The organism is Kineococcus rubinsiae (assembly GCF_011839805.1).
Taxonomy (GTDB): Bacteria; Actinomycetota; Actinomycetes; order Actinomycetales; family Kineococcaceae; genus Kineococcus; species Kineococcus rubinsiae.
This window is the reverse complement of record NZ_VWPY01000087.1, coordinates 1-11602: the sequence shown is the minus strand read 5'-3', so window position 1 is coordinate 11602 and position 11602 is coordinate 1. Positions and strand designations below refer to the sequence as shown.

Genomic DNA, 11602 nt, shown 5'->3' with positions numbered 1-11602 from the left:
CGCCAGCGCGGCCCGCGGCACCCCCGCGACCGCGGCCGGGCCCGCCTGGGCCCGCAGCGACCGGGCCAGCAGGAGGGCCGCGAGGCTCAGCCCGAGGGTGTGCGCGGCCGCGACGGCCGTGACGACCGCGTCGTCGGGCAGGACGGCGGTGAGGACGACGGCGGCGACGAGGACGAGCCCCCAGCCGGCGACCGTGCCCGTGGCGGCGGCCCGCCCGCGGCCGGTGCTGTAGAGCGCCCGGGTCAGCAGCGCGAGCAGGCCGTAGCCGAGCAGGCCGGGGGCGAAGACGACGAGCGCGGTGCTGAGGTCGCTGGTGCGCCCGGACCCGACGCGGCTGGAGACGAAGACGACGGCGACGGGTCCGGCGACGGCCACGAGGACGGCCGCCCCCAGGGAGCAGACGACGACGACCGTGCGGGCGGCCCGGGCCACGAGCTCGGCGAACTCCGCGCCCGCGGCCCGCGAGAGCCGCGGGAAGACGGCGGTCGCCACGGGCACCGCCAGCACGGCGTAGGGCAGCAGGAACAGCGCCCACGCGTAGCTCCAGCGGTTCACCGCGCCCGGGTCCGCGGTGTCGTTGGTCAGCCGCACCACCACCACGGTGACGACCTGCTGCGCGAGCACGACGGCCAGCCCCGACAGCGCGAGCGAGCGCAGCCGGGCCCCGTCGCCGGGGGCAGGGCGCCACGCGGGTCGCCAGGTCACGGCGGAGCGCAGCGCGGGCGCGTGCGTCGCCGCGAGGGCCACGACCCCGAGCGTGGTGCCGCCCGCCAGCACGGCCAGCGCCGCGCCGGGCACGGCGTCGAGGTCGCCCGCGCGGACGACGGCCGCCGGCACGAGGACGCCCACGACGAGGTAGGCGACGCCGACGACGAGGCTCGAGACGAGCGGGGCGGCGGCGGGCGCGGTGAAGCGCTGCTGGGCCTGCAGGACCCCGGCGAAGACGATCGCGACGGCGTACAGCGGCACCTGGGGCAGGAAGACCCACAGCATGAGGACCCCGGTGCGCAGCAGCTCCGGACCGCACTCGCCGTCCGCACCCCCGAGCAGCAGGCGCATCACGGGTGCGGCGAACAGGGCCGTCGCCGCGGCGACGACCACCAGGACGCTCACGCTCCAGGTCAGCGCGGCCGACGCCGTGCGCGAGGCCGCGGCCCGCTCCGCCGGGTCGCCGGAGGCCAGCCGCGCGGACAGCAGCGGCACCAGCACGCCGGCCAGGGCGCCGCCCGCGACGACCTCGAAGAGGACGTTGGGGACCAGGTTGGCCGTCTGGTACGCCGTGCCGAAGCAGGTGTCGCCCACGGTCTGGGAGAAGGCGAGGAGGCGGCCGAAGCCCGCGGCGCGGGCGAGGACGGTGAGCAGCGCGACCGAGGCGGCGGCCGCCGCGAGCGAGCGGGTCCTCACGGGTGCCCGCGCCTCACGGCCGACCCAGGCGGTCCAGCGCGCGCAGCACGGGCGTGGCCTCGATGACCTTCGTGAAGCTCACCCGCTCGCTCAGCCCCGTGAGCGCCAGGACAGCGCCCAGGGCCAGCAGGCGCCCGCGCCGGCCGCAGCGGGCGAGGACGGCGACGCCCAGCAGGGCGCCGAGCGCGTTGGCCCCGGTGTCGCCCAGCATGCTGCGGCTCGCGAGGTCGTCGTCCAGGGCCGCGAGCGCGCTGCCTGCCACGGCGCCCGTCAACGGCCGCACGACGGCGGGGGCGGGACCGGCCGACAGCGCCGCGGCCACGACCAGCGCAGCCTTCAGCGCCCGGCCCGGGCGCAGGTCGAGGAGGTTCAGCAGGTTGGCGCTGCCCGCGACGAGGGCCGCGGCGGCGGCGAGGTCCACGACCTGCGCGCGGCGCGCGTCCCCCGGGGTGCGGACCGTCCAGGCGGCGGCGACGCCGGTCGCACCGATGCCGAGCACCTTCCAGGCCCCCGTGGTCAGGCGCCCGCGGCGGGCGGCGGCCAGGTGCCCGCGCAGCCCGCGCGCGCCGGCGGCCCGGTCCCCCTCGGCCTCCCCCAGGTCGTCCAGCGCCCCGAAGGCGCCCGCGCCGAGGACGGCGAGCAGCCCCGCCCGGCGCCACGGGCCGGGCGCGGGCAGGACGCCCGCGGCCGCGGCCAGGGTCGCGACCGGTCCCTCCAGGAGGGTCACGACGTCGCCGCGGTGGTTGCGGCGCTCGAAGCGCGCCGCTCCCCCGGGCACGTGCGCCGCGAGGACGGGACGCAGCCGGCGGCCCGCGAGGGCCGCGGCCGCCAGTGCGGCGACCCCGCGAGCGCCCGGGAGGCGGGTCACGGGACCGCGGCCGGCAGCGGCGGGCTGACCGCGGTGGCCCCCGACGCGGTGCCGTACTGCCCCGCGGCCCCGGCCAGCTGCTGGCGCAGGGCGAGGACGACGTCGATCTGGCCGATGACCGAGTCGAGGCCGTCGACGGTGCTGACGTCGTCGGAGACGTCGGAGCTGCCCCGCACGGCCGCCACCGGGCCGCCGTCCGCCGCCTCCGCGGACCCGGCGAGCACGGCCCCGGCGGAGCGCTGGTCGAGCTGGGCGGCGAGGGCCAGCCAGCCCGCCGCCGTGGCCTTCTTCTCCTGGTCGGTGGCGTCGCCGTCGGGGGCGCCGCCCACGAGGACGGCGAGCGTGCCGCGCTGGCCGAGGGTCCCGTCGACCGAGAGGAGCCCGGCGTCGGTCATCGCCGCGACGATCGCGGCCGCGGTGGGGTCGGCCTCGGCGCCGGTCACGGCCTCGTTCGTGACCAGGGCCCGGGCCAGCTCGGCCGCGAGCTGCGTCTCCGTGGCCGCACCGGCCGCGGGCGCGTCGGTCAGCTCGGGCAGCAGCTGCGCGGCGAGCTGGTTGCGGAAGGCCGCCTGCTGCGGGTCGAACCACTTGTCCTGCAGCGTGACCCGCGCCGGCACGGTCGCGCCGGCCGCCTGCAGCTGCGTGACGGTGGCGTCGGCCTGGCTGCCGTCCGCGCCCGGGAGCTCGATGACGGCCACGGCGCGGCCGCTCAGCTGGCGCGCGACCAGCGCGGGTCCGACCGCGGTGGCCCAGTCGTCCTTGGCGTCGGAGGCCTGCAGGGCCTGGTCGCGCTCGGTCCGCAGCTGGTTCTTCTCCGACGTCAGCTGGTTGACCTGGTCGGTGATCCCGACGGAGATGCCCTCGTTGAGGGGGCCGGCGCCGAGGACGATCCCGACGGCGAGCGCGATGAACACCGAGACCAGCGAGACGACGTGGTAGCGGAAGTCGATCACTGCGGGTCCTGTCCTTCGGGGGCGTGCGGAGCGGCGGGGCGGGCGCGGGGCGCCGAGGTCACGGCCCGACCCCGGGCAGGATCCCGAGGACCATCGCCCACAGGTCCTCCAGCCGGGCGGCGGTGACGGCCAGGATCGCCTGGCCCGTCGGCGTCACGGCGAGCGCGGCGACGAGCGCGAGCACCCCCGCGGCGATCAGCAGCAGGACCTGGCGGTTGGAGATGCGCGAGCGGTACAGCCGCGAGACGCCCTTGGCGTCGACGAGCTTCCCGCCCACGCGCAGGCGGGTGAGGAACGTGCTGGCCATGCCCGAGCGGCCCTTGTCGAGGAACTCCACGAGCGTCACGTGGGTGCCGACGGCGGCGATGAGGGTGGCGCCCTTGTCGTCGGCGAGCAGCATCGCGACGTCCTCGCTGGTGCCCGTCGCCGGGAACACCACCGCCTCGATCCCCAGCTGCCGCACCCGTTCCAGGCCCGGTGCGCGGCCGTCGCGGTAGGCGTGCACGACGATCTCGGCGCCGCTGCGCAGCGCCGCGTCGGACACGGAGTCCATGTCGCCGACGATCAGGTCGGGCTTCCACCCGGCCTCGAGGATCGCGTCCGCACCGCCGTCGACGCCGATGAGCACGGGCCGGTACTCCCGCACGTAGGAGCGCAGGGTGACCAGGTCGTCCTTGTAGTGGTAGCCGCGCACGACGACGAGGGCGTGGCGGCCCTCGAGCACCGTGCGGATGTCGGGCACCCCGACGCCGTCGAGGAGCAGGTCCCGCTCGCGGCGCAGGAACTCCATGGTGTTCGCCGCGAACGCCTCGAGCTGCAGGGACAGCCCGGCGCGCGCGGCCTCCATGTCGGCGGCCACGGCCTCGGCGCTCAGGCGCCGCCCCGTCGCCACGGCGACCCCGTCGAGCAGGAGCCGGTCGTCGTCGACCTGGACGCGCGCGCCCTCGCGCACGGCGGTCAGGACGTCCTCGCCGACGGCGTCCAGGACGGGGATGCCGGCCTCGACGAGGATCTCCGGACCCAGGTTGGGGTAGCGCCCCGACGTGCTGGCCGAGGCGTTGACGACGGCGGCCGGGGAGCAGGCGACGAGCGCCTCGGCCGAGACCCGGTCGAGGTCGAGGTGGTCGATGACCGCGACGTCACCGGGGCGCAGCCGCTTGGTCAGCCGCTTGGTGCGGCGGTCCACCCGGGCCACACCGCTCACGACGTGGGGCACGAGGTCGGTCGCCGCGGTCTCCCCGCGGCCCCGCCGACGCCTCAGCACGCTGAACTCCTCACCCCCCGCGGACCGGTGCTCCGGCACGGCGCGGTGTCGTCATCCTCGCGGGGGCCTGGTGCGCCACCCGTCGCCCGGGCAGCCGAGCCGCCGGGTCACGACGACGATCGTCGCACGCGCGCGGCACCGGACCGCGGTGCACGCGCCGCGGGGACCCGCTTCGCGGCCTTGGCCGGGGCCGGGACCGGCGGCGCGGGCGCCCCGGCCGGTGCCTGCTCGACCCCCTCGCCGTCCGGTCCGGCACCCGGTTCGCGGGAGGAGCGCAGCAGCTCCTCGGCGTGCGCGCGCGCCGTCCCCGTCCCGCTGCCCGAGAGCATGCGGGCGAGCTCGGCGATGCGGCCCTCGTCGTCCAGGTGCACCACGCCGGACTCGGTGACGGTGCCGTCGTCGGTCTTCACGACCGTGAGGTGGTGGTCGGCGAAGGCCGCCACCTGCGGCAGGTGCGTCACGACGAGGACCTGCGTCGAGCGCGCCAGCCGCGCGAGCCGGCGGCCGATCTCGACGGCCGCGCGACCGCCGACCCCGGCGTCCACCTCGTCGAAGACCATGGTGGGGACCGGGTCGGCGCCCGCGAGGACGACCTCGAGGGCGAGCATGACGCGGGAGAGCTCACCGCCGGACGCGCCGCGGGCCAGCGGGCGGGGTGCGGCACCGGAGTGCGCGGCGAGCAGGAGCTCGACGCCGTCGCAGCCCGCCGGGCCGAGGTCGGCGGTCGTGGTGACGGCGACCTCGAGCCGGGCGCTGGGCATGGCCAGGGCGGCGAGCTCGACGGCGACCCGGCCCTGCAGCTCGAGTGCGGCGGCGCTGCGGGCCGCGCTCAGCCGCGCGGCGATCCGGCGCAGCTCGGCCTCGGCCTCGTCGCGCTCGGCGGCCAGGGCGTCGAGCCGGCCGTCGTCGTCGAGGTCCAGCAGGCGCCGGGCGGCGCGCTGCGACCACGCGAGGACCGCGTCGATGCCGGGGTGGCCCTCCGCGGCCTCGGCGCTGCCGTAGCGGCGCACCAGGCCGGACAGCACGGCACGGCGCTCCTCGACGGCGGCGAGGCGCGTCGGGTCGGCCTCCAGGCCCGCCGCGTACTCCGCGACGTCGCCGGAGAGGTCGGTGAGCAGGTAGGCGATCTCGGCGGCCCGGGCCGCGAGCGCGGCCAGGGCCGGGTCGTGCTCGCCGCCGGCGGCCAGGGCCCGCCGGGCGGCCTCCACCCGGGTGTCGGCCCCGCCCTCACCCGCGTCGGTGCCGTCGGCGCCGGCCGTCTCCCCCGTCAGGGCGGCGTGCGCGTCGTCGGCGGCGACGCGCAGCTGCTCGACGTTGAGGAGCCGCTCGGACTCCTCCCGCAGCGCCGCGTCCTCGCCGGGCTGCGGCTCGACGCGCTCGACGTCCTCGAGACCCAGGCGCAGCAGCTCCGCCTCGCGGGCCCGCTCCTGGCCGTGGGCCAGGACGTCGGCGTGCTCGGCGCTGACGCGCCGCCAGCGCTCGTACTGCTCCTGGTAGCCCGCGAGGTCAGCGGCCAGTGCCGCGCCGGCGAAGGCGTCGAGCACCCGCAGCTGCTGGGCGCCCGAGCGCAGCCGCAGCTGGTCGGTCTGGCCGTGCACGGCCACGAGGTGCTCGGCGAGGTCGGACAGCACCCCGACGGGGGCGCCGCGGCCCCCGACGTGGGCGCGGCTGCGGCCCGAGGAGGCCAGCGTGCGCACCAGCAGCAGGGCCCCGTCGTCGAGCTCCCCGCCGGCCTCGACGGCGCGCGCGGCCGCGGGGCCGTCGGCGTCGACGACGAGGCGCCCCTCGACGACGGCCGCGTCGGCGCCCGTGCGGACGGCGGCCGCGTCGGCCCGCTCGCCCATGAGGAGGCCCAGGCCCGTGACGACCATGGTCTTGCCCGCGCCGGTCTCGCCGGTGAGGACCGTGAAGCCGGGCGACAGCGGGAGCCGGGCGTCGCGGATGACGCCGAGCTCGCGGATGCGGATCTCCTCGATCACAGCGTCGCGCCCAGGCCCTCGTGGCGGGGCCCGCGCCAGCCGTGCACGGGCAGCCCGAACTTGCCGACGAGCCGGTCGGTGAAGACCCCCGTGCTGAGGCGGGCCAAGCGGATGCTCGAGGGCGAGCGGCGGACCTCGACGCGCGCGCCGACGGGCGCCGGGAAGCGGCGGCGGCCGTCGCACCAGAGGACACCGCCGTCGTCCATGCTCGGCAGGACCTCCACGCCCACCACGGACGTCGGGGCGATGACGAGTGGACGCGCGAAGAGGGCGTGCGCGCTGATGGGCACCACGAGCAGCGCCTCCACCTCGGGCCACACGACGGGCCCGCCGGCGGAGAAGGCGTAGGCCGTGGAGCCGGTGGGGGTGGCGGCGATGACGCCGTCCCCGCCGAAGGTGCTCAGGGGGCGGCCGTCCACGTCGATGACGAGTTCGAGCATCCGCTCGCGGTTGCCCTTCTCCACCGAGACCTCGTTGACGGCCCAGGACTCGACCGTGACCTCGCCGTCGACGACGACACGCACGTCCAGCGTCATGCGCTCCTCGACGCGGTAGTCGCCGTTCACGACGCGGGCGACGGTCCCCTCGATCTCCTCGCGCTCGGCCTCGGCGAGGAAGCCGACGTGGCCGAGGTTGACGCCCAGCAGGATGGTGTCGGCACCGCGCACCAGCTCCGCCGCGCGCAGGATCGTGCCGTCGCCGCCGAGCACGATGACCATCTCGGCGCCCGCGACGGCCCCTTCGAGGTCGCACTGCTCGACCAGCCCGCGGGTGGCGGGGTCGAGGGCCCGGGCCTCGTCGTGGGTCATCATCGTGTTGACGCCCGCGGCGTGCAGTCGGGTGACGACCTCGGTGAGCGCCACCACGGCCTCGGGGCGCCCGGTGTGCGCCATGACCAGCACGTCGCGGCTCACGCGAGACCGTCCTGGGGGCCGTCGGCGACCGCGCGCCGCAGGTCGTCCTCGACCAGCGGCGGGGCGCCGGCGGCGAGGTGCAGGAAGTACTCGACGTTGCCGCTCGGCCCCGGCAGGGGGCTCGCCGCCACGCCGCGCACCCCGAGGCCGACCGCCGCGGCGGCCGTCGCGACCTCGCGCACGGCCGAGGCCCGCAGGTCCGCGCTGCGCACGACACCGCCGGCGCCGAGCGCCTCGCGCCCGACCTCGAACTGGGGCTTCACCATGAGCACGTGCTCCGCATCGGGTGCCACGCAGCGCACGAGCGCCGCCAGCACCAGGGTCAGGGAGATGAAGGACAGGTCCGCCACGACCAGGGAGGGCGCCGGCGCCACCTGCGCCGGTTCGAGCGTGCGGACGTTGGTCCGCTCCAGGACGGTGACGCGCTCGTCCTGGCGCAGCGACCACGCGATCTGGCCGTAGCCGACGTCGACCGCGACGACGTGGTCGGCGCCCCGGCGCAGCAGGACGTCGGTGAAGCCGCCCGTGCTGGCGCCCGCGTCGAGGCAGCGGCGCCCCGTCACGTCGACGCCGAAGGCGTCCAGCGCGCCCACCAGCTTGTGGGCGCCGCGGCTGACGTACCCGTCGTCGGTCTCGTCGCCGGCGACGACGATGGGCGCCCCGAGGTCGACCTGGGTGGCGACCTTGGCCGCGGCCGTGCCCCCGACGAGGACGCGACCCGCGCTCACCAGCTCACCGGCGTGCTGGCGCGAGCGCGCCAGCCCGCGGCGGACCAGCTCGGCGTCCAGACGCTGCCTGCGCGCCATGTCACGCGTCCGCGGCGGCCAAGCGCTCGCGCAGCGCCCGGTCGACCGCGGTGTAGACCTCGACGTGCTCGTGGACACCGAGCGCGTCGAGGTGGTCCAGCCGGGTGAGGGCCGCGCCGAGGGCGTCGTCGGCGCCGGCGTCGTCCTGCGCCGCGGAGCGCGGCGGCTGGGGCAGTGGGGTCACGCGGTCACGCTACCGGCGGGCGACGACATCACCACCGCTGTCCCCAGGCGCGGCGGTGACCAGGCCGGCGGCCACCTCGGCGGTCAGCCGGCTCACGTCCACGGTGGTGCCCGCGTCGCGCGCCTGCCAGACGGCCTCCGCCGCGGCGCGGAGCAGGTCCAGGCCGTCGGGGCCGGCGTCGTCGGCCGCGACGCTCGCGGTGCCGCCCTCGACGCGGACGGCGGCGGCGCGGCAGCGGGCGACGAGCCCCCCGGCCGCGTCGGTCTCGACCGTCACCCCGGGGTGCACGTCCGCGGTGCCCCGCAGGTCGTGCGCCACGAAGACGGGCCGCTCGCCGGGCCGGGCGGCCAGCAGCTCGGCCACCCCCGTGACGCCCGTGAGGACGAGCAGCCCGGGCAGGTCCGCGGCCACGGCGCCCTGGAGGTCGGTGTCGAGGCGGTCGCCGACGACCATCGCCGCGGACGCGCCGAGGCGCTGCACCGCGACGTCGAACAGGGCGCGCTCCGGCTTGCCGCACACCGCGTCGGGACGGCGGCCGGCGGCCTCGGCCACGACGTGGACGAGGAGGCCGTTGCCCGGGGCGGGGCCACCGGGGGTGGGGACGGTCGCGTCGAGGTTGGTGGCGGTCCACGGCAGCCCTGAGCGCACGGCCTGGGTGGCCTGGGAGAGCTGCTTCCACCCGAGGTCGGGCGAGAAGCCCTGCACCACGGCGACGGGCGCGTCCGCCAGCGTCGTCACGGGCCGCAGACCCGCCTCCTCGAGGGCCTCCCGCAGCCCGGCGCCGCCGACCAGGAGGACGGGCGACCCGGCAGGCAGGGTCGCGGCGAGGTGGGTGGCGGCCGCCTGGGCGGAGTTCACGACGTCCACGGCCGTCGCGGGGACGCCGAGCTCGCTGAGGTGCTCTGCCACGGCGGATGGCGGCCGCGAGGCGTTGTTCGTGACGTAGGCCAGCTGCAGGCCGGCGCCGCGGGCGGCGTCCAGGGCCGCCGCCGCGTGCGGGACGGCGTCGGGCCCGATGTAGACGACGCCGTCGAGGTCGAGCAGGAGCGCGTCGTGGTCGTCGAGCAGCGTGCCGCTGCTGGCGCGGAGGGTGGTGCTGCTGGTGCTCACGGGCTCCCCGGGGTCTGCCGCGCCGCCAGGGTGGCGCGGACCTGTCGCAGTCGGTCGGCGTACTCCGGCCGGTCGGGGCGCATGGCGCACGCGAGTGCGAGGTGCTCCGCGGCGAGGCCGAACTCGCCGAGACGGCTGAGGCAGAGCCCCAGCCCGAAGTGAGCGTAGTCAGCGTCCGGGCGCTCCTGGACGAGGCGCCGGAAGGACGCCGCCGCGCTCGCGACGTCACCCGAGTCGTACTGGGCCCGGGCCAGCGCCTCGAGCAGCCCCGTCGACGCGGGCTCCTCGGCGTGGGCCCGCACCAGCAGCGTCGCGGCCTGGGCCGCGTCCCCGGCCGACAGCAGCGCCAGCCCGCGCTGCATCCACTCGTAGGGACCACCGCTGGGCCTGCCCTCGCGGGGACCGCCCTCCCCGGTCGGGTCGGCGGTGGGACGGTCGTCGGGCACGGAGGCACCTCCGGAGGGGGTCGAGGCTGACGGTGGCGGCACCCGGGCGATCACGGACGGAACGCGCCACGACCGTAGGATGCGCCGAGTGGGGAGTCGTCGCACGGGGACGCGCGCCGTGCCGACTCCTCCCGGGGGTGTGCACGGCCCGCTCCTGCTGCCGTTCGCGGGGCTCCGCTACGTCGAGTCCGTCGCCGGGCCCCTCGGGTCGCTGGTGGCCCCGCCCCACACGGACCTCGGCCCCGCGCTGCGCTCGGCGCGGCTGTCGTCGTCGCCGTACACGGTGACCCACCTCGAGCGGCCCGAGTACGCCCCCGGTGAGGGCCCCGCCGTGCGCCGCTGGCTCGCGGACGGAGCCGTCGCGGAGGACGACCCCGGCTACTACGTGGTCCGCCAGCGCCGCGAGGACGGGCGCGAGCACCGCTTCCTGCTGGCCGCGCTCCTCGTCGGCCCAGACACCGACGGCCGCGTCCACCCCCACGAGTCGACCATCCCCGAGGCCGTCGCGTCCCGGGTCGAGCGGCTGACCGCGACGGGGGTCGACTCCGAGCCGGTGCTCGTCGTGGACGACGCGGGCGGCCACACGGCTCGGCTCGTCGCGCACGCCGAGGAGCTCGGCCACCATGTGGCGACGGCACGCACCGGGGGTCCCGCGCCCATCGCGATCGACGTCTGGCACCTGACGGAACCCGCTGCGGTGGAGGGCATCACGCTCGACATGAGCCGCCACGAGCTGCTCATCGCCGACGGGCACCACCGCTTCGCCGCGGTGCGCCGGATGGCCGAGACGACGGGAGTCCCGGAACGTCTGCTGGTGGCCGTGAGCGACCAGCGGACGTGGCCGCTGGACCTCGTGAGCCTGCACCGCGTGGCCCCCGTGGAGCTGTGGGACGCGCTGGTGGAGGCCGCCACGGCCGTCGAGGAGTGCGACGCCGACACCGCGTCCGTGACGGCGGCCCTGCGGGGGCTGCCCGACGGCGGGGTCGTCCTCGTCCGCGACGGTCGCGCCCTGGTGCTGGGGACGGACCCGACGCTGGCTCCCGGCGCGGGCGCCGGCGCGTGGGTGGACACGGTCCTCGCACGGGCCGGCGTGGACGACCGGAAGGTCCGCTACGAGCCGGACCTGAACGCCGCCCTGACCCGCCGGTCCTCCGACGCGCTCGGCGTCCTCATCCCGCGCCCGAGCCTCGGCGACGTCCGCTCGGTCGTCGACCGCGGCGGTCACATGGGCCGCAAGACGACGTCCTTCCGGCCCAAGCCCCTGGCCGGCACCGTCCTGCGCCTGCGCTGAGGGACTCCTCCGGCCTCACGCCACCCGCTGACCGCTTCCTCATCGAAGCATCAGCGCGGCTGGGTGGGCATGAAAAGAGGGGTAGGGGTGTGACTGACCGACCCTTGCGGGTCGATGAACCACACCCTTACCCCTCACGTTGAGCGGTCCGGCGGCGTCCTACTCTCCCACTCAGTCTCCCGAGCAGTACCATCGGCGCTGGCAGGCTTAGCTTCCGGGTTCGGAATGAGACCGGGCGTTTCCCCACCGCTATGACCACCGGACCACAAACACCAGGATCCGACCACCACACCCCCACACCAACCACTCTCACGAGGGGTCGTGCTTGGGGTGGGTTCGGTTGTATCCCGAGAACCGCACAGTGGACGCGAACAACAGTTGAT

The 11602-nt window shown here is 77.2% G+C and carries 11 protein-coding genes and 1 rRNA gene; 1 reads left to right on the top strand and 11 read right to left on the bottom strand.

Annotated elements, in window-relative coordinates; all coding sequences use genetic code 11:
* The 10 genes from F1544_RS22295 to F1544_RS22250 form a co-directional block, all read right to left on the bottom strand.
* A partial coding sequence (locus F1544_RS22295) for a lipid II flippase MurJ (protein WP_167588387.1) occupies positions 1-1404 on the bottom strand: 1404 nt, incomplete at its 3' end.
* A 13-nt stretch (positions 1405-1417) separates the two neighbouring features.
* Entirely contained in the window at positions 1418-2272 is an 855-nt protein-coding gene (locus tag F1544_RS22290; protein WP_167588386.1) for a hypothetical protein, read from the bottom strand.
* Positions 2269-3225 carry a copper transporter gene (locus F1544_RS22285; RefSeq protein WP_167588385.1) on the bottom strand — a complete coding sequence of 319 codons (957 nt, stop codon included), beginning with the start codon at positions 3223-3225 and terminating at the stop codon, positions 2269-2271. Before F1544_RS22285 ends, F1544_RS22290 begins: the two co-directional genes overlap by 4 nt.
* Before the next feature lie 58 nt (positions 3226-3283).
* On the bottom strand, positions 3284-4489 hold the full coding sequence (gene steA / locus F1544_RS22280; protein WP_308470272.1) for a putative cytokinetic ring protein SteA: 1206 nt from the start codon (positions 4487-4489) through the stop codon (positions 3284-3286).
* Positions 4490-4596: 107 nt separating this feature from the next.
* On the bottom strand, positions 4597-6468 hold the full coding sequence (gene recN / locus F1544_RS22275; RefSeq protein ID WP_167588384.1) for a DNA repair protein RecN: 1872 nt from the start codon (positions 6466-6468) through the stop codon (positions 4597-4599).
* The gene (locus F1544_RS22270; protein WP_208972426.1) at positions 6465-7361 is read right to left on the bottom strand and encodes an NAD kinase; all 897 of its coding nucleotides are present in this window, start codon (positions 7359-7361) and stop codon (positions 6465-6467) included. Before F1544_RS22270 ends, recN begins: the two co-directional genes overlap by 4 nt.
* 17 nt (positions 7362-7378) lie before the next feature.
* On the bottom strand, positions 7379-8188 hold the full coding sequence (locus F1544_RS22265; protein WP_167588383.1) for a TlyA family RNA methyltransferase: 810 nt from the start codon (positions 8186-8188) through the stop codon (positions 7379-7381).
* 1 nt (position 8189) lies between these two features.
* Positions 8190-8372, bottom strand: a complete 183-nt coding sequence (locus tag F1544_RS22260; protein WP_167588381.1) for a hypothetical protein — start codon at positions 8370-8372, stop codon at positions 8190-8192.
* Positions 8373-8381: 9 nt separating this feature from the next.
* Entirely contained in the window at positions 8382-9482 is a 1101-nt protein-coding gene (locus F1544_RS22255) for an HAD-IIA family hydrolase (RefSeq protein WP_208972425.1), read from the bottom strand.
* Complete coding sequence (locus F1544_RS22250; protein WP_308470270.1) at positions 9479-9928, bottom strand: tetratricopeptide repeat protein; 450 nt, start codon at positions 9926-9928, stop codon at positions 9479-9481. Before F1544_RS22250 ends, F1544_RS22255 begins: the two co-directional genes overlap by 4 nt.
* A gap of 118 nt (positions 9929-10046) precedes the next feature.
* Between F1544_RS22250 and F1544_RS22245 the strand changes: the two genes are divergently transcribed.
* Positions 10047-11219, top strand: coding sequence for a DUF1015 family protein (locus tag F1544_RS22245; protein WP_167588382.1), 1173 nt, complete (start codon positions 10047-10049; stop codon positions 11217-11219).
* Between the two features lie 146 nt (positions 11220-11365).
* Here F1544_RS22245 and rrf read toward each other — a convergent pair.
* Positions 11366-11482: ribosomal RNA gene (gene rrf, locus F1544_RS22240) — 5S ribosomal RNA — on the bottom strand.
* Positions 11483-11602 lie beyond the last annotated feature (120 nt).

Bases quoted from the DNA above. Each gene is read 5' to 3' on its own strand.
- F1544_RS22270 (WP_208972426.1), bottom strand. From the start codon at position 7,361: ATGGCGCACACCGGGCGCCCCGAGGCCGTGGTGGCGCTCACCGAGGTC.
- F1544_RS22265 (WP_167588383.1), bottom strand. From the start codon at position 8,188: ATGGCGCGCAGGCAGCGTCTGGACGCCGAGCTGGTCCGCCGCGGGCTG.